The 17,462-nt window shown below is 46.5% G+C and carries 15 protein-coding genes and 2 pseudogenes; 13 read left to right on the top strand and 4 right to left on the bottom strand.

Features of this window, described 5'->3' with window-relative positions; genetic code table 11:
• The first annotated feature begins 34 nt into the window (after positions 1-34).
• The 5 genes and pseudogenes from AK965_RS20655 to AK965_RS07290 all read left to right on the top strand — a co-directional run bounded on the left by AK965_RS20655 (position 35) and on the right by AK965_RS07290 (position 2,424).
• Positions 35-298, top strand: coding sequence for a hypothetical protein (locus tag AK965_RS20655; RefSeq protein WP_253252671.1), 264 nt, complete (start codon positions 35-37; stop codon positions 296-298).
• A complete protein-coding gene (locus tag AK965_RS20910) occupies positions 271-477 on the top strand; it encodes a hypothetical protein (RefSeq protein WP_367379305.1) in 207 nt (68 codons plus the stop codon). The genes AK965_RS20655 and AK965_RS20910 overlap by 28 nt, the downstream gene beginning before the upstream one ends.
• 34 nt (positions 478-511) lie before the next feature.
• Positions 512-1,519 carry a substrate-binding domain-containing protein gene (locus AK965_RS07300; protein WP_099079003.1) on the top strand — a complete coding sequence of 336 codons (1,008 nt, stop codon included), beginning with the start codon at positions 512-514 and terminating at the stop codon, positions 1,517-1,519.
• 21 nt (positions 1,520-1,540) lie between these two features.
• A pseudogene (locus AK965_RS07295) lies at positions 1,541-1,756 on the top strand (N-acetyltransferase); the annotation flags it as partial.
• 125 nt (positions 1,757-1,881) lie between these two features.
• Entirely contained in the window at positions 1,882-2,424 is a 543-nt protein-coding gene (locus tag AK965_RS07290) for a flavodoxin family protein (RefSeq protein ID WP_099079001.1), read from the top strand.
• Between the two features lie 134 nt (positions 2,425-2,558).
• On the opposite strand, the gene katG is transcribed toward AK965_RS07290, so the two are convergent.
• Positions 2,559-4,739 carry a catalase/peroxidase HPI gene (gene katG / locus AK965_RS07285; protein ID WP_099079000.1) on the bottom strand — a complete coding sequence of 727 codons (2,181 nt, stop codon included), beginning with the start codon at positions 4,737-4,739 and terminating at the stop codon, positions 2,559-2,561.
• Positions 4,740-4,968: 229 nt separating this feature from the next.
• On the opposite strand from katG, the pseudogene AK965_RS07280 reads away from it, so the two are divergent.
• A pseudogene (locus AK965_RS07280) lies at positions 4,969-5,128 on the top strand (amidohydrolase family protein); the annotation flags it as partial.
• A 101-nt stretch (positions 5,129-5,229) separates the two neighbouring features.
• Here the strand turns inward: AK965_RS07280 and AK965_RS07275 are convergent.
• The 3 genes from AK965_RS07275 to AK965_RS07265 form a co-directional block, all read right to left on the bottom strand.
• Entirely contained in the window at positions 5,230-6,000 is a 771-nt protein-coding gene (locus AK965_RS07275; protein ID WP_099078999.1) for an SDR family NAD(P)-dependent oxidoreductase, read from the bottom strand.
• 11 nt (positions 6,001-6,011) lie between these two features.
• Positions 6,012-6,746: a sulfite exporter TauE/SafE family protein gene (locus AK965_RS07270; RefSeq protein WP_099078998.1), complete on the bottom strand. Its 735-nt coding sequence runs from the start codon at positions 6,744-6,746 to the stop codon at positions 6,012-6,014.
• A 98-nt stretch (positions 6,747-6,844) separates the two neighbouring features.
• Positions 6,845-8,317 carry a PLP-dependent aminotransferase family protein gene (locus AK965_RS07265; protein WP_253252676.1) on the bottom strand — a complete coding sequence of 491 codons (1,473 nt, stop codon included), beginning with the start codon at positions 8,315-8,317 and terminating at the stop codon, positions 6,845-6,847.
• Between the two features lie 205 nt (positions 8,318-8,522).
• On the opposite strand from AK965_RS07265, the gene AK965_RS07260 reads away from it, so the two are divergent.
• From AK965_RS07260 to betA, 7 genes are all read left to right on the top strand, one after another.
• Entirely contained in the window at positions 8,523-9,899 is a 1,377-nt protein-coding gene (locus AK965_RS07260) for an aspartate aminotransferase family protein (protein WP_099078997.1), read from the top strand.
• Between the two features lie 449 nt (positions 9,900-10,348).
• The gene (gene tauA, locus AK965_RS07255; RefSeq protein ID WP_099078996.1) at positions 10,349-11,365 is read left to right on the top strand and encodes a taurine ABC transporter substrate-binding protein; all 1,017 of its coding nucleotides are present in this window, start codon (positions 10,349-10,351) and stop codon (positions 11,363-11,365) included.
• A 36-nt stretch (positions 11,366-11,401) separates the two neighbouring features.
• Positions 11,402-12,256: a taurine ABC transporter ATP-binding protein gene (locus AK965_RS07250; RefSeq protein WP_099078995.1), complete on the top strand. Its 855-nt coding sequence runs from the start codon at positions 11,402-11,404 to the stop codon at positions 12,254-12,256.
• On the top strand, positions 12,253-13,212 hold the full coding sequence (locus AK965_RS07245) for an ABC transporter permease subunit (RefSeq protein ID WP_216360610.1): 960 nt from the start codon (positions 12,253-12,255) through the stop codon (positions 13,210-13,212). The genes AK965_RS07250 and AK965_RS07245 overlap by 4 nt, the downstream gene beginning before the upstream one ends.
• A 424-nt stretch (positions 13,213-13,636) precedes the next feature.
• Complete coding sequence (gene betI, locus AK965_RS07240; RefSeq protein ID WP_099078994.1) at positions 13,637-14,236, top strand: transcriptional regulator BetI; 600 nt, start codon at positions 13,637-13,639, stop codon at positions 14,234-14,236.
• Positions 14,237-14,252: 16 nt separating this feature from the next.
• Entirely contained in the window at positions 14,253-15,713 is a 1,461-nt protein-coding gene (gene betB / locus AK965_RS07235) for a betaine-aldehyde dehydrogenase (RefSeq protein WP_099078993.1), read from the top strand.
• Between the two features lie 19 nt (positions 15,714-15,732).
• Positions 15,733-17,433 (top strand): choline dehydrogenase, encoded by a 1,701-nt coding sequence (betA, locus tag AK965_RS07230; protein WP_099078992.1) that lies wholly within the window; start codon positions 15,733-15,735, stop codon positions 17,431-17,433.
• Positions 17,434-17,462 lie beyond the last annotated feature (29 nt).

The following is a 17,462-nucleotide window of genomic DNA, read 5'->3' as shown; positions in this document are numbered from 1 at the left end:
ATGGGCAGCGCGAGCAGCCCATCGGTAAACTATCATGACGATTAACACTGTAATTGCCGAAGTGGCACACAATATTGTTCCGCGAAGTAAAACCTGTCGCAAAACGTACTTGTACAATTACTTGTACAATATAGAGCGCTCAGCCAGCAAAGGAAAAATGCGTGCTACGCTTGCGTGTGGGAACCTTGCTCACACGGTTGCGGCCGCCACAGAGCGAGAAAAACGGTCCATTCTCGATTTTACCAAAAGCAATCTCGCTATCGTGACCTCATACAACGATATGGTGAGTGCGCATTAAGCTTACCGCGACTATCCAGAGCGGATAAAGCGGGCACTAAGTTTGTCATCTCTCCGAGAGCGCCTGCGCGCTTACTCAAGCATGCCGCTAGTCAGCCTATCGCCTTGATTCCAGGTGTATCAAGGCCAACAGAGATGATGGAAGCGATGGACTTAGGTTATGATGGCTGCAACAAATGATAGTAGTCTAGTCCTAATTCTATTTTGAAGTCCTATGATGCAGAAAAAACAGAGACCGACCCTACAAGATATTGCTGATCGTGTTGGGGTCACCAAAATGACGGTCAGCCGCTTTCTTAGAGACCCAAGCAAGGTCTCTGAAGCAGTAGGAGTACAAATTGACGAGGTAGTCAAAGAGTTAGGCTACGTACCGAATCGCGCTCCCGACATACTCTCCAAAGCGAAAAGCTATTCGATTGGTGTGCTTCTTCCTTCCTTGACTAACCAAGTATTTGATGAAGTTCTGCGCGGCATTGAGGGAGTGATTGAGCCCAATGGTTATCAGGCCATGATTGCTCACTATGGTTACGGGAAACATGTTGAAGAAAAACGCATTGAAACGCTACTCGGTTACAATGTTGATGGCATCATTCTTTCGGAAAGCTATCACACTGAGCGCTCGAAAAAGATTCTTAACGCGTCTGGTATTCCGATTGTTGAGATCATGGACTCAATTTCGCAGCCGCTTCAGCAAGCGGTTGGCTTTGACAATATCAAAGCCAGTCAGAACGCCACCAAAGAGCTAATCAACAGAGGCCGAAAACGCATTGCCTATCTCGCGGCGCGGATGGATGAGCGTACCAAGCAAAAAATTAAAGGTTACGAACAGGTTATGGTGGCTCAAGACTTAAAGCCTCTGGTGATAACCACCATGGAATCGTCGTCATATACGCTTGGCGCAACGCTGATGAAAAACATGTTGGCAGAGCACCCAGAGGTGGACGGCATCATTTGTACCAATGATGACATCGCGATTGGTGCGCTCTATGAGTGTCAACGGCAGAATGTGGGCGTGCCAAAAGATGTATCCATCGTGGGTTTTCATGGTCACAATATCTCATCGGTGATCAAACCAACACTTGCCACCGTGATAACCCCCAGAGAAGAAATTGGTAAGATCGCCGCTGAACATCTTATGCAGCGTATCACCGATCCTTTGGCAAAAATCGAGCAAAGGTGTATTGATCTAGAAACTCAGTTTTACTTTGGCGAAACCTTGTAGCTCGACACCTTGTCTCGATAAGGTATTGCACGTAAATTGATTACTGAAACATTGCCTTTAGTGAAAGGTAAACTTGCCAAGAAAAACGCAGTGTTAAAGCAGGTCGTTGTCACAACGGGAGCGGATAACTTTGTCAAGAATCTGGATAAAGACACCTTAGGTGCAGAGATTGAAGCGACCATCTCTAACCTGTATTCAGCAGATGAGGTGTTTATGGTGGCACGCAACGTTGGTTGAGAAAAAACAACGACATAATATCTCGTCGATATTGCTTACTTTCGCAGATTACAACTAAGATGCCTTGTGAGGCACATAAACGATTCTACAATGTAGTTTGAATCATTCACATTGAGGGAATAAGCATGTCAGTTGCAGTCGTTTATCATAGTGGTTATGGACATACAGAGAAGCAAGCTCACGCAGTCGCTGAGGGCGCGAATGCCGTTTTGGTTAAGATCGATGAAAATGGTGAACTTACAGAAGAACAATGGAAGCAGTTAGATGAGGCGAACGCCATTGTATTTGGCTCACCAACGTACATGGGCATGGTTTCATGGCAATTTAAAAAATTTGCCGATGCGTCAAGTAAGCGTTGGTTCAATATGGATTGGAAAGATAAATTCGCCGCAGGTTTTACTAACTCAGCATCAATGAATGGCGATAAAGGCGTGACAATCTCATACCTAATCACATTGGCGATGCAACATGGCATGGTTTGGATAGGCATAGGTGCATTGCCTGCTAATACGAAAGACGCGCAGCGTAACGATATTAACTATCTTGGTGGGTCCGCCGGGTTACTGGCGCAGAGCCCTGCGGATGCTTTACCAGAAGAAGCTCCTTGTGCTGGGGATTTGGAAACCGCAAAACAATTTGGTCAACGTGTGGCGTCCTTTGTGAAATAACATCGAGAGTGAAATAACGTTGCGTGAAGCGTTATTGTTCAGTAGTGGTATATAGCACCAGAGTGTAAAATGAGGAAAGCAGTGCAATATGTAGCACTGCTTTGTCAATGGGTGTTATTTATTCACCATATGAATTATAAATCAAAGCGATCCGCATTCATCACTTTCACCCATGCGGCCACAAAGTCTTTCACGAACTTCTCTTTGTTGTCATCTTGCGCGTAAACCTCAGCGTAAGAGCGCAGTATGGAATTGGAACCAAACACCAAATCTACCCGTGTAGCGGTCCATTTAGTTTGCCCAGATTGTCGGTCACGAACTTCGTATTGATTGTCACCCGTTGGATGCCATGAGTAATTCATGTCTGTCAGATTAACGAAGAAATCATTGCTTAATGCACCAACATTGTCAGTAAACACACCGTGTGCAGTACCGTCATAGTTCGCCCCCAACACGCGCATACCACCAACCAGTACCGTCATTTCAACGGCGGTCAGTTGCATTAATTGGCTTCGCTCTAGTAAGAGCTCCTCTGCACTGACGACATAATCCGATTTTAGCCAATTACGGAAACCATCATGAATCGGTTCGAGTACATCAAATGATTCCGCATCGGTCATATCCTCAGTGGCGTCACCGCGTCCTTGGTTAAATGGTACGGTAATGTTTAACCCTGCGTTAGATGCTGCTTTTTCGATGCCAACACCACCGGCAAGCACGATCAAATCGGCCATGCTAATCGGGGAGTTGTGCGTCAAGCGGATAGAATCGAGTACGCTAAGCACCTTGTACAATCTTTCGGGTTCATTACCGATCCAGTCTTTTTGCGGCGCGAAGCGAATACGTGCACCATTTGCCCCTCCTCGGCGATCAGAACCACGGTAAGTGCGCGCGCTATCCCAAGCAGTAGACACTAATTCAGCAATCGACAGTTCGCTATTGAGGATCGCTTTCTTAAGTGAATCGATGTGATCATCTGCTAGTAGGTATGAGACTGGCGGGACGGGATCTTGCCAAATTAAATCTTCCGCTGGCACATCTGGACCAAGGTAACGTGATTTCGGGCCTAAATCGCGGTGGGTCAGCTTAAACCATGCGCGTGCGAACGTTTCTTCGAAGTACTTAGGATCATCACGGAAGCGTTCTGCAATTTTACGATACTCTGGGTCAAACTTAAGGGCCATATCCGCATCGGTCATTATCGGATTGCGGCGAATGGTTGGGTCTTCGACATCAACTGGCATGTCTTCCTCTTTGATGTTTACAGGCTCCCATTGTGAAGCGCCCGCGGGGCTTTTTGTCACCCACCAGTCGTAAGTAAAGAGCAAATGGAAGTAACCGTTGTCCCATTTGGTTGGGTTGCTTGTCCATGCTCCTTCAACGCCACTCGTAACAGTATCGCGGCCAATACCACGTGACGTTTTGTTTAGCCAGCCGAAGCCTTGATCTTCGATCTCTGCCCCTTCAGGCTCTGGGCCGAGTACAGATGCATCCCCGTTACCATGTGCTTTACCGACAGTGTGACCGCCGGCGGTTAAGGCAACGGTCTCTTCGTCATTCATTGCCATACGAGCAAATGTGATTCGCATATCGTGTGCCGTTTTAATGGGGTCTGGTTTACCGTCTACCCCTTCAGGGTTCACGTAAATTAAGCCCATCATTACGGCTGCAAGCGGGTTCTCTAAGTCGCGCTCGCCAGAGTAACGATTGTTTTCCCCACCAGTTGGCTGAAGCCACTCTTTTTCTGCTCCCCAATAAATGTCTTTTTCTGGATGCCAAATGTCTTCTCGTCCGCCTGCGAAGCCAAAGGTTTTAAAGCCCATCGATTCATAGGCCATATTACCAGCTAGGATGATCAAATCTGCCCATGAGATTTTGTTACCGTATTTCTTTTTGATTGGCCAAAGTAGGCGACGTGCTTTATCAAGGTTGCCGTTGTCGGGCCAACTATTGATTGGCGCAAAGCGTTGATTCGCGCGACTGGCCCCACCTCGGCCATCGGCAATACGATAGGTCCCTGCGGAATGCCACGCCATACGGATCATTAACCCCCCATAATGGCCCCAATCTGCTGGCCACCAATCTTGGCTGTCGGTCATGAGATCGATCAGATCTTTTTTTACCTCGTTGAGGTCGAGAGAGTCAAAAGCTTCAGCATAATTGAAGCCAGAATCCATTGGATCGGTCTTTTGATCATGCTGATGAAGAATGTCAAGGTTGAGAGTTTTTGGCCACCAATTGAACTCTGCAGATTGTTGATTGGTATTCGCACCATGCATAACCGGACATTTGGAATGTGTGCTCTTATCGCTCATGTTTTGCTTCCTAACTGAGTGAGTGTTCTCAAAGTGTAGTAACGGATGGCAAGTTTTTCTCTCGAGCTTGCTTTTGACTGTCGCGTAATAGCAATTAATTAATCGAAGCTCTCGCTAAACTGGCGCCATTAGTTAAGTAAAACAACCTTACTGAGGAAAGCGAAATGAAAAAATTCATCATCAACGCAAATGTTTTTAATGGCACTGACAACAAATTGATTAGAGAGCGTATCAGCACCCTTACCAAAACGGTCAATTGGAACAAATCGTTGAGGGGGCTTATGCTGATCTGTTGATCATCGACGGTAACCCACTTGCTGGCGTTGAGTATGTCGCAAACACGGAAACTCATCATGAAAGATGGTGTGGTATATAAAAACACACGGTAAACCGCGCTTTTGATAGCGCGGTTTTTTATTGGTAACCATACTTATAGACAGATTACAATGCATTGCGCTTAAGATAAGTGCAGACTGAACATTCGCAAACACTATTTTGATTTCACTATTTTAAAGTTGTCCCATGCTTGGCTGGTAGGCATTACTTCTAAGCTGTTAATATTTATATGACATGGCTGTTCTGCAATCCACAACATGATGTCAGCGATGTCTTCGGGTTGGAGAGGATTCGTCTCATCGTAAATCTCATTGTATTTCGCTTGGTCACCGTTAAAGCGTACGAGGCTAAATTCACTTTCTGATAACCCGGGTTCAAGGCTCGTGACACGCAGTTTTGTACCGGCGTAATCACTGCGTAAATTACGGGAAAACTGGGCCACGAAAGCTTTACTTGCTCCATAAACATGGGCTCCTGGGTAGCACCAGTTCGCCGCAATACTGGCTAGGTTAATGATGGTGGCTTTGGGCTGTTTTAACAGTGTAGGCAATAACGCATGGGTGACGTTAACGAGCCCAGTGACGTTGGTGTCTATCATGGTGTGCCAGTCGGTTATCGAGGCTTGGTCAGCGGGTGTTGCTCCTAGCGCTAGGCCAGCGTTGTTAATCAATATTTCAATGTTCGCAAATTCAGAGGGTAGATCCGCGATGAGGGTTGCAATCTCTTCGCTGCTTCTTACATCCAGTTGAGCCGTATAAACATTGCATTCCATGGCTAACTCGTCCGCAAGTTGGTCAAGTCGCACTTTTCGTCGTCCGGTTAATACCAGTGAGTATCCTTCTTGCGCAAATCGACGTGCTGCTGCGCGTCCAAAGCCAGAGGTGGCACCAGTAATGAAAACGGTTGGTGTTGATCGTGTATTCATGTGTAATCTCCTTAAGAAAATAATGACCAGACCGCGATGATTAAGGTGCCGCTGGAAACCGTTAGCAATAGGTAAAAGGCAACCTCATGGATAGATTCGAAGTCCTTGTAAATAAATAGCCGCCGACCCGCTAATGCGGATAAGAACGCGATCAATACATAAATCACCGGATTGCTCGGCAACATCGCCCATTGTTTGGTGATGGTATAATTTCCACCGACCGCTAAACAGTTGACGAGAAAGAAATAGCAAATGAGAGAGGCGCGTTTTACGCTATTGCTTAACGCTTGTTGTCGCATGTACATAACTACTGGCGTTCCACCAGAAGAGACCGCACTTGTCGTCCAACCAGAGGTGAACCCGCATAACAGTTTTGACTGCGACAGCTTTTGAATAACTAGGCTAGGGTGCCGGGATAGGAAAGCTAAGGTCAAGATAGTGCTTGGTACCAATACTTTCAAAAGTTCATCAGACAAGGCATACAGGAGACCCAAGCCAAAAGGAATACCTAACATTGTGGCCCACAGCAATGGAGTAAGGATGGTGAAATCTGCTTGTTTCCAGCAAGTCGCAACTAATGGTAAGGAAATGAATAGATCCACCAGTAGTATGGCCGGCACCAAATCAGCAACAGGATAGAAAATGGACAGTGCCACGATCATAAGACCAGAAAAGCCAAATCCGGTATATCCACGAATGAGTCCGGCTAGGATCAGTGTGCCAACGATAACGACCTCACTTACCATACTCTCTCCCTTTAATTGAAGTTGTTACGGGAATAGTAGGTAAGTGCTTGTGATTCTATTAGTACCAGTTAGTCATATTTGTTGGTACAAATATCTGGTTACGCTTTTTCGTTGAGTAACTGAGCTAGCTTTTTGATCCCTAGTTCAATTTTGTCGCTATCGATAGCGGAATAACCTAGACGAATATAACGGCGATGATCTTTTTGAAATCGAGAAAAATGAATCGTCCCGGGTTCGACCAAAACGCCGATGTCCCTTGCCACGGCAGTGAATTGCTCGCAATCTGTGTGATTTGGTAATTTTAGCCAGAATGCGCTTCCACCAACGGTTGCAGTAGTGATGCACTGCGGAAGATGGTTCATGAGGGCTTGCCGCATGGTGGTCCATCTCTGTTGGTAGCACTTGCGCAGTTTCCTCAAATAGGCATCGTAATAGCCTAGTGAGATAAACAGTGCACAAGTTCTCTGATTGTTGGCTGGGGGATGGCGATACATTAACCGCCGCAATGCTCTTGCTGCGTCGATAAGAGGCGCATCGGCAACCATGTAACCAAGTCGTAATCCGGGAGACAGTGATTTTGATAGGCTACCGATGTAAATGACTCTGCCGTTAGTGTCCAGGCTCTTTAACGAGGGGCTCGCTTGGCTAAGGACATTGATTTCGCTTTCATAATCATCTTCTATAATGACAAAATCGTATTTTTCAGCAGCGTGAAGCAGTGCTTGGCGTCGCTGCATTGACATGGTGACATTTGTCGGTACTTGATGGCTAGGCGTGACATAAACATAGTCGCAGCTTTTAAGGTTGTCATTGATTTCGATGCCTTGGCAATCGACGTTTATAGGGACAATTGTTGCGCCATGAGATGAAAAAATATTGCGAACATCAGGGTATCCGGGCTCTTCAACGGCTAAACGCGTTTCTTTGTCACCGAGTAGCCGAGCAAGAAGGTAAAGCGAATTCTGCGTGCCAATGGTGATGAGGATTTGGTCTTGCGAGGCTTGAATGGATCGTTTGGGTAATACATTCGTTTGTAGTTGCTTTACTAACGCGAGATCGTCATTGTCAATCGAATCTGAAATCCAATCTTTGACTATCCCGGCACGCTGTGACAATCGACAGCACTCTCGCCAATGATTTAATGGAAATAGAGCATGATCAGGCTGCCCAAATAAGAATGGGTAGGGGTAATCCTTCCAGTTTGAAGGCTTCGCAATGTTTCGCTGTGTTGTCACGTCATGCTTAACGCGCTTGAACCAAAAGTGCGCAGGTTTTGCACTAAATTGGTCGGGATTAAGGTGATTTAGCTGGTTGGGTGTAGGAAACGGATTCTCTGAGAGGGCATTGTGATTGGCGAAATAACCACTCCGCTCTTGTGAAATTAGATACCCTTCATCGACGAGTCGATCATAGACAAGTACAACAGTGTTGCGCGACACCCTTAACATGGATGCGAGCTTTCTACACGATGGCAGGGCATTATTTCCAAAAATGCCGTTTCGTATTGCTTCCAGTAAGTGCTCTCGAATCTGTTCTTGTAAGCTTCTTTCTGGCGAGAATTGTATGTGCATTAAGTAATCGCTTTTCAATGTTCGCATCCTTTGCAGTTTGATATCCATTGTTTATAGCCATCAGCGTTATCACGCTAATGAATGGCAACGCAGGAACTGTGCCATAGCTTCCCCGACGCCTGTCACCATAAATAAATGCGACTGGATCTATTGATGAGGCCTTGCATTGCTTTAGGTTGAAATAAAGCAAGGAAGGAGAACGAATATGGATCAGCAGCTAACCCCAGAGATGAAAGCGCAAATAGTGGAGTGGGACAAAAAGCACGTTTGGCACCACATCACTCAACATGCACCATTTGAAGAGCAAGCGCCGTTGATTATGTCATCGGGCAAAGGTGAATATATTTGGGATGTGAATGGTAATCGCTACCTTGATGCGAGTTCTGGCGGTGTTTGGTGTGTCAACGTTGGCTATGGTCGAGAGCGAATTGCTAACGTGATCAAGGAACAGGCAATGCGCCTTAACTTCTTTGCGGGCACGGCAGGTTCGCCAATCATGGCAGAGTTTGCCAACAAGTTGATTGAAAAAATGCCCGGAATGAGTCGAGTGTACTTTTCTAACTCAGGCTCAGAAGCGAATGAAAAAGCTTATAAAATAGTGCGTCAAATTGCGCACAAGAAATATGGCGGAAAGAAACACAAAATCTTATATCGTGAGCGAGATTATCACGGCACCACCATCACTTGCTTGAGTTCAACGGGACAGGAGGAGCGACGTCAACAGTACGGACCGTTTACGCCTGGTTTTGTCGAGTTTCCTCATTGCTGTGAATATCGTAGTCAATTTGAAGATAGCGATAACTATGGTATTAAAGCGGCACAACTATTAGAAGAGGTCATCCTGAGAGAGGGACCGGAAACGGTAGGTGCAATTGTGATTGAGCCCATTACGGCGGGAGGTGGGGTCATCACTCCTCCAGAAGGGTACTATCAAGAAGTTCAGAGGATTTGTAACAAGTACAATATCCTGATTCATGTTGATGAGGTTGTCTGTGGCGTTGGACGTACTGGAAGCTGGTTTGGTTATCAGCATTATGGCTTAAAGCCTGACATTGTCACGATGGCGAAAGGCGTTGCTTCGGCGTATGCCGCAATTTCTTGCACGGTGACAACGGAAGCGGTATTTGACCTGTTTAAGCAAGATCCTAGTGATAAATTTGATTACTTCCGAGATATCAGCACCTTTGGCGGCTGCACCATAGGTCCGGCGGCCGCGCTTGAGAACATGAAAATTATTGAGGAAGAAGGTCTGGTCGAGAATGCTGCCCATGTAGGAGAATACTTAAAAACTCAGCTTGAAGTGCTTCAAACTCAGTTTACTATTATTGGGGACGTACGTGGGAAAGGGCTATTTATCGGCCTTGAATTAGTAGAGGATCGCGAAACAAAGTTACCGGTAGATGAGAGCGTTCTAGCGCAATTTTCTGCGAAGTGTATGCAAAATGGTTTGCTCGTTGGACGCACTAATCGGTCGTTTTCATCGTTGAACAACACCATCTGTTTGAGTCCTCCACTAACCTTGTCAATGGAACAAGCGGATGAGATCGTGGCGATCATGGCAAAAGTTTTTCATCAGTTGTAACGGCTAATTAAACCGTAATTTTCGCCCAAAGCTTATAGGGCACGATGACGCAGCAGTGATACTACTGCGTCATCGTATCTGTCAAACAAGTTTGCTCGATGTAACGCGTAAGAATGTGTTTATCTAGGTGTTGCCTGTGCGAGATAGTCCTTCTTAGTTCGCTTTTTACTGTGTGTCTCTTGTATCTTGCATCATATCTGTTATCTCGGTTGCCTTCTTCTTCTTTTCCATTGTCCTCTCAAATAATTCAAACTCTTTGATTAGCTTCAATTGTTCTTAGCTTCGATTGTTCTTAGCTCCGGTTGCGTAGAGATTTTGCACAATTTGGGTGCATTTCTGAGCCTAGTTTTGGTGCGCATCTGGACCAATAAAGAAATACTCTGGTACTAACATTGCGAGTGACTTCTCATTAGTGTGGAAGATGTCATACAGCACATGAGGAAGTGAAGATGAAAACATTATTGAAAAGCACACTCGTTAAAACTCTAGCCATGACTAGCGTATTGGCGTGTTCGTTTCAAGTCGGCGCAGAGGAAGTCACAATAGGCTACCAAGGAATGTTTAATCCTTTGAAATACGCCATTGATCAGAAGTTGATTGAGAAAGAAACCGGCTATGAGATCAAGTGGCGCAAATTTGATTCTGGCGCGAAGGCCATTACCGCAATGGCGGCTGGAGCGGTGGACATGACCGTTGCAGGATCAAGCCCAATTGCGAGTGCAGCAAGCAATGGTGTTGAAATGGAACTGGTATGGGTGACGGAAAACATCGCTGATGCTGAGGCACTGGTGGTAAAAAATAGCAGCGGAATCACCTCTCCATCCGATCTTAAGGGTAAGCGTATAGCGGTTCCATTCGTCTCCACCACGCACTTCCACATGTTGTTCGCATTGGAGCAGTTTGGTTTATCAGAAAAAGAGGTGAAACTCATTAACATGCAGCCGAATGCCATTATGGCAGCGTGGCAGCGTGGTGATATTGATGGTGCGTTTATTTGGGATCCTGCACTTGGCAAAATTAAGCAAGATGGCAGTGTATTGATTTCCTCAAAACAATTGAGTGCATGGGGAAAACCCACCTTTGATGGCATGATTGCGAGTAAAGAGTTTACGGCAAAGCATCCAGAATTCGTCACGGATTTGATTAAGGTCGTAGCCGAAGTGGACGCGAAATACCGTGATCAAAAAGAGACATTCACAGCCGATAACCCGATGGCGATTTCAGTAGCGAAACTTGCAGGTGGTGAACCTGAAGGGGTTGTTGAAGCCATGAAACTATATGAGTTCATGGACATTAATACCCAGCTTTCTTGTCAGTGGCTTGGTTGTGGCAGTGAAGGTGGTGCGGTTCAAGCGTTGAAAGCCACTTCAGAATTCCTACTGAAAGAAAAGAAAATCTCTGCTCTTCAGCCTGACTACAGCGTATTTGTCAATCCGAGCTTTGCAAAGAGTGCGAAGGCGAAATAGCAACACTTAGTCAATGAACGTGAAAGGAGTAGGCGCATGTCTTTGAAGAAAACACTAAAAATTGAGGATGTTTCTGTCATCTATGAAGGCAGGGAAGGGGGAGAGCCCGTGACGGCACTTTCGGGAGTTAATCTTCAAATTGAGCAAGGTGAACTCGTTGTCGCGCTTGGCGCATCAGGATGTGGTAAGACAACGCTCCTAAATTTGATGGCTGGATTCATCCCGCCAACATCCGGTTATCTTACGTTAGGCAACTCACAAGTGGAAGGGTTACCTAGGGTGACCATGGGACGAGACATTGGCGATCAAATCATCGGCCCGGGTGCAGACCGAGGCGTGGTGTTTCAAAAACATGCGCTGTTTCCATGGATGAATGTGATTGAGAACACGGCATTTGGCTTAAAGCTCCAAGGTGTCGCGAAAAAAGAGCGACTTGCAAGGGCTGCGAAGTATTTACAGCTCGTTGGGCTAGAAGACTTCCATCAGCATAAAGTCTATCAGCTATCTGGTGGCATGCAGCAGCGAGTCGGAATTGCACGAGCGCTAACCAATGACCCTAGTATCCTATTACTGGATGAGCCCTTGGGTGCTCTGGATGCACTAACGCGAGAAACGTTACAGGAGCTGCTGTTAGACGCATGGCAAGCGACCAATAAAATGATGTTTTTCATTACCCATAGTGTCGAAGAAGCGCTGTTCATGGCTTCGAAGCTGATCGTGATGTCCCCCCGACCGGGGCGTATAACGCACAGTTTCAATTTAGACTTCAATCAACGTTTTCTTGAGTGTCGAGATGCGCGTGCGGTTAAGTCGATGCCTGATTTTATAGAAATGCGAGAAAAAATTCTTTCCATCATCCATCAAGATGAAATTGTGGAGGTAGCGTTATGAGTGAAGCCGTAATAAACCATGAACGCCTTGAACATTCAGAGGCGAAAGGAGAGCATACGTCAGAAGCTGCTGGTGAGCCACAAGCGAACGTCGCACAACAAAGTGAAATGCATTCAACCCCGCCTTTTTATCGGCTTGTACAGTGGGTAAAAAACAAAACCCAGACCCCAGGAAGTTATTACGGAGAGCCTGGTCAAGGTAACTCGCGCGTGATCTCAGTCATTTCTACCCTGTTTTTTATTGGGCTATGGGCGGTTGTGACTGAACTAGGTTTGGTTAAGCCGTTGTTTCTTCCCTCCCCTAATGCGGTACTGGAGCGATTTGTCGACCTTTTTGTGAACGGATTCTCTGGGGTATCGTTGGAAGCTCATCTCTTGGCGAGTTTGGGCAGAGTATTTGGGGCTTTTGCTTTGGCCGTTGTCACTGCTGTGCCAATTGGCATTTTAATTGGATCAAATGTGTGGGTGAGAGGCGTTTTCGATCCACTGATTGAGTTTTATCGTCCTCTTCCACCGTTGGCTTACTTACCTTTAGTGATTATTTGGCTTGGGATCGATGAAACGAGCAAGGTCACGTTGATTTATCTCGCTATGTTTGCACCGATCGCGCTCAGTGCGCGTGCCGGCGTTGCATCAGCCAAAAGCGAGCAAATACAAGCGGCTTACTCGATGGGCGCATCCAAAGGGCAGGTGCTTTATCATGTGATCATTAAAAGTGCTTTACCTGAAATTCTAACCGGATTAAGAATTGGGATTGGATTTGGTTGGACAACCTTGGTAGCAAGTGAAATGGTCGCTGCAGAAGCGGGGATCGGTTACATGGTGCTTAATGCGGCCGAGTTTCTTGTGACAGATGTGGTGATTGCCGGCATCATTATCATCGGACTGATTGCGTATTCATTTGATTTGCTGATGCGCTACCTAGAGAAGAAACTGGTACCTTGGAAAGGCTACTAATCTATCATCAAATATCGACAAATAGGGGCATAGGCCCCTTTTTTGCGCTTTGCGCTTTTAAAACGCTTAGTTCGATACCATACAACCTTCATTAAACCAAAGACACTGGTTACAAAAAATACATTCAGTTCAAATCTTAATTGTGTCGAGAGCGTCTTTATGAGAAATGTTCCGTGATTAGTTGAATGACGCTGACATCAGTATTGCTCTGAATGAATGTTTATTTAACTTGTTGTTATATAGTGGTATTTATTTGCGTTTCTTCTTATTTATTGTATGTGTACGAATTGACATATTCTCTATTTCAATGGATGTTTAGGAGGGTTTATATAAGTAAAAAACAGAAAAATAATTTGAACTCGAACTAAATTTCAGGCATTTTATATTTAACTAACCGTTCAATTAAAATTTACAAGGATGCAAAATGCCCAAGGTTGGGATGCCTGAAATCAGAAAACCTCAGCTAGTCAAAGCGACGATGTCGGTCATTGACAGAGTAGGTTTACACGCTGCGAGCATTTCGTTGATCAGCAAAGAAGCAGGAGTATCTACAGGGATCATTAATCACTACTTCGGTGGTAAGCACGGTTTGCTCGAAGAAACCATGCGTGAAATCCTTCGCCAGCTTTCCGCCACCACTAAAATCAATCTAAGCCAGATCCCTAGTGATGCGCACCACCAAAGAATTAATGCCATCATTGACGCTAATTTCGTCGGCTTCCAGGCCGAGAACCAAGTAGCAAAAACTTGGCTGGCTTTCTGGTCCTACTCGATGCATGACGAACAGCTCAAACGTCTGCAACGAGTCAATGAACGACGTCTCATCTCACACCTGAAAAAAGAATTAAAAGCTTTGCTGGATCAAAACCAAGCTGAGCTGGTGGCGCATGGTATTGCGTCATTAATTGATGGCATTTGGCTACGCGGCACGCTCAACCCGCAAGGCATCGATGCCGAGAAAGCACGCGTCATCATTAACGACTATCTCGATAAACAACTCACGTTCTACTCAAAACAAAAATAAAGAGTCAAACCTGAAAATGGATATGAAAGCACACTACATCGATGGTGCCACGCACCTAGGATGCTCAGAAGAACACTTCACCACATACAATCCCGCCAATGGTGAGCCGATTGCGAATGTGAAGCAGGCTAACCAGCAAGATATGGAAGCGGCAATTGAATCTGCCAAGCGCGGTTTTGCAATTTGGTCAGCCATGACGGCGACAGAGCGCAGTCGCATCCTGCTTAAAGCGGTGGCGCTACTTCGTGAAAGAAATGACGAACTGGCGGCACTAGAAGTTGCGGATACGGGCAAGCCGATTCAAGAAGCGAATTGCGTAGACATTGCAACGGGCGCAGATGTGATCGAATACTACGCAGGTCTTGCGCCTAGCATGCATGGTGAACAGCAACCGCTGAATGAATCGCAGTTTTTCTATACTCGCCGCGAGCCTCTGGGCATTTGTGCGGGTATTGGCGCGTGGAACTACCCAATTCAAATCGCGATGTGGAAATCTGCCCCTGCGCTGGCTGCGGGTAATGCGATGATCTTTAAGCCATCAGAAGAAACCCCGTTAACCGCACTCAAATTGGCAGAAATCTACAGCGAAGCTGGATTGCCTGATGGCGTGTTCAACGTTATTCAAGGTGACTACCGAGTAGGGCAAATGCTCACTGCACATCCAGACATCGTTAAAGTCTCCTTCACGGGTGAATCCGGAACTGGCAAAGTTGTGATGGGTGACAGCGCTGCGACGCTAAAGCAAGTCACTATGGAACTTGGCGGTAAATCGCCAATGATCATTTTTGATGATGCCAAGCTAGACGACGCGGTTTCTGCTGCAATGGTCGCAAACTTCTATACCCAAGGTGAGGTTTGTACGCACGGTACTCGCGTGTTCGTTCATGAAGCTATTTATGATGAGTTTGTCGCTCAACTTAAGAAGCGTACTGAGCTGCTGGTGGTTGGCGATCCGCTTGATGAACAAACTCAAATCGGCGCACTAATTTCCAAAGAGCACGAATCAAAAGTCCTTTCCGCCATTGAACAAGCGAAAGCAAGCAATGCAACGTTGCTGACTGGCGGCTATAAAGTCACAGAAAACGGCTTGGCGAGCGGTAATTTTGTTGTGCCAACGGTTTTCATTGATTGCCAAGACGACATGCCGCATGTGCAGCAAGAAATCTTCGGTCCCGTGATGTCAGTGTTGAAGTTCAGTGACGAGGACGAAGTGATTGCTCGTGCCAACAACACCGATTACGGGCTTGCAGCAGGCGTGTTTACGCAAAATCTGTCTCGTGCACACCGTGTTATTCACCAAATCCAAGCAGGCATTTGTTGGATTAACACGTGGGGTGATTCCCCAGCTGAAATGCCAGTTGGTGGTTACAAATTGTCTGGCATTGGACGTGAAAACGGCGTCGAGACCCTTAAGCATTACACCCAAACTAAGAGCGTGTTAGTGCATTTGGGTGATTTCGACAGCCCTTACGCGTAACCAGTCAGGAGGATTTGTAATGCAACAACACTACGATTACATCATCGTCGGTGCGGGCTCGGCAGGCTGTGTCTTGGCCGATCGCCTGAGTGAAAGCGGTCAGCATCAAGTCTTGCTGTTGGAAGCGGGTGGCTCAGACAAGAGCATCTTCATCCAGATGCCAACGGCGCTGTCTTACCCAATGAACAGCGAAAAGTACGCATGGCAGTTCGAAACTGTTGCTGAAGATGGGTTAGATGGACGTCAACTGCATTGCCCACGCGGCAAAGTGTTAGGCGGCAGCTCGTCGATCAACGGCATGGTTTATGTTCGTGGTCATGCTTGTGACTTTGACGAATGGGAAGAAGAAGGCGCGAAAGGCTGGAACTACCAAGCGTGTCTGCCGTATTTCCGTAAAGCGGAAACTTGGACGGGCGGTGCTGACGATTACCGTGGTGACAGCGGTCCTGTAGGGACGTGCAATGGTAACGACATGAAGCTGAACCCGCTTTACCAAGCTTTTATAGAAGCAGGTAAAGATGCAGGCTACCCAGAAACGCAAGACTACAACGGCTATCAGCAAGAGGGCTTCGGTCCTATGCACATGACGGTAGACAAAGGCGTGCGTGCTTCTACCTCTAACGCTTACTTAAGCCGTGCGAAAAAACGCAGCAACTTCACTTTGATGAAAGGCGTGACCGCTCATCGAATTTTACTTGAGGGTAAAAAAGCGGTCGGTATTGAGTTCGAGCAATCTGGCAAAATTAAACAATGTTTCGTCAATAAAGAAGTGGTATCGAGCGCAGGTTCTATTGGCTCGGTACAGTTACTTCAACTTTCGGGTATTGGTCCACAGTCTGTACTTGAGAAAGCGGGCATTGAAGTGAATCACGCGCTCGAAGGCGTGGGTAAGAACCTGCAAGACCACCTTGAAGTGTACTTCCAGTATCACTGCAAACAGCCGATCACTCTCAACAGCAAGTTAGGTTTGATCAGCAAAGGTTTGATTGGTACCGAGTGGATTCTGACCCGCAAGGGTTTGGGCGCGACCAACCACTTTGAATCGTGTGCGTTCATCCGTTCTCGTGAAGGTTTGAAGTCGCCAAACATTCAATATCACTTCCTGCCTGCGGCAATGCGTTATGACGGTCGTGCTGCGTTTGATGGTCACGGCTTCCAAGTGCATGTTGGTCCAAACAAACCTGAGAGTCGCGGCAGTGTCGAAGTGGTTTCTGCTAACCCAAATGACAAGCCAAAAATCGAGTTCAACTACATCTCGACCGAACAAGATAAGCAGGATTGGCGAGACTGTATTCGTCTTACGCGTGAAATCCTCAATCAACCTGCAATGGATGCGTTCCGCGGTGAAGAGATCCAACCCGGTCTTCACATCTCTAGCGATGAAGCGATTGATGAGTGGGTGAAGCAAAATGTGGAAAGTGCTTATCACCCATCGTGTAGCTGCAAAATGGGCGCAGATGATGACCCAATGGCAGTGCTGGATGAAACTTGCCAAGTGCGCGGCATTGAAGGTTTGCGCGTTGTGGATTCATCCATCTTCCCAACCATTCCCAATGGCAACTTAAACGCACCAACCATCATGGTGGCAGAGCGTGCCGCGGACATGATCTTGGGTAATACGCTCGAAGAATCGAATAATACACCGGTTTGGATTGCTCCGAACTGGCAAGAGACGCAAAGAATGCGTCCGCCGAAAAGAGACTTAAGCTCAATCTCATAAAGTCAGCAATCATTACAAGGAATTTAAAC

It is taken from the genome of Vibrio sp. PID17_43, assembly GCF_002608565.1.
Lineage (GTDB): Bacteria > Pseudomonadota > Gammaproteobacteria > Enterobacterales > Vibrionaceae > Vibrio.
Note: the sequence above shows the minus strand (reverse complement) of the source record. Positions and strands in the feature narration are given on the sequence as shown.

What these genes read in the sequence shown, in the direction of transcription:
- AK965_RS07275 (WP_099078999.1), bottom strand. Translation starts at nt 6,000, where the DNA reads ATGAATACACGATCAACACCAACCGTTTTCATTACTGGTGCCACCTCT.
- AK965_RS07300 (WP_099079003.1), top strand. Translation starts at nt 512, where the DNA reads ATGATGCAGAAAAAACAGAGACCGACCCTACAAGATATTGCTGATCGT.
- betB (WP_099078993.1), top strand. Translation starts at nt 14,253, where the DNA reads ATGGATATGAAAGCACACTACATCGATGGTGCCACGCACCTAGGATGC.
- AK965_RS20655 (WP_253252671.1), top strand. Translation starts at nt 35, where the DNA reads ATGACGATTAACACTGTAATTGCCGAAGTGGCACACAATATTGTTCCG.
- AK965_RS07290 (WP_099079001.1), top strand. Translation starts at nt 1,882, where the DNA reads ATGTCAGTTGCAGTCGTTTATCATAGTGGTTATGGACATACAGAGAAG.
- AK965_RS07260 (WP_099078997.1), top strand. Translation starts at nt 8,523, where the DNA reads ATGGATCAGCAGCTAACCCCAGAGATGAAAGCGCAAATAGTGGAGTGG.
- AK965_RS07250 (WP_099078995.1), top strand. Translation starts at nt 11,402, where the DNA reads ATGTCTTTGAAGAAAACACTAAAAATTGAGGATGTTTCTGTCATCTAT.
- AK965_RS07270 (WP_099078998.1), bottom strand. Translation starts at nt 6,746, where the DNA reads ATGGTAAGTGAGGTCGTTATCGTTGGCACACTGATCCTAGCCGGACTC.
- betA (WP_099078992.1), top strand. Translation starts at nt 15,733, where the DNA reads ATGCAACAACACTACGATTACATCATCGTCGGTGCGGGCTCGGCAGGC.
- AK965_RS07265 (WP_253252676.1), bottom strand. Translation starts at nt 8,317, where the DNA reads ATGCACATACAATTCTCGCCAGAAAGAAGCTTACAAGAACAGATTCGA.
- AK965_RS07245 (WP_216360610.1), top strand. Translation starts at nt 12,253, where the DNA reads ATGAGTGAAGCCGTAATAAACCATGAACGCCTTGAACATTCAGAGGCG.
- betI (WP_099078994.1), top strand. Translation starts at nt 13,637, where the DNA reads ATGCCCAAGGTTGGGATGCCTGAAATCAGAAAACCTCAGCTAGTCAAA.
- tauA (WP_099078996.1), top strand. Translation starts at nt 10,349, where the DNA reads ATGAAAACATTATTGAAAAGCACACTCGTTAAAACTCTAGCCATGACT.
- katG (WP_099079000.1), bottom strand. Translation starts at nt 4,739, where the DNA reads ATGAGCGATAAGAGCACACATTCCAAATGTCCGGTTATGCATGGTGCG.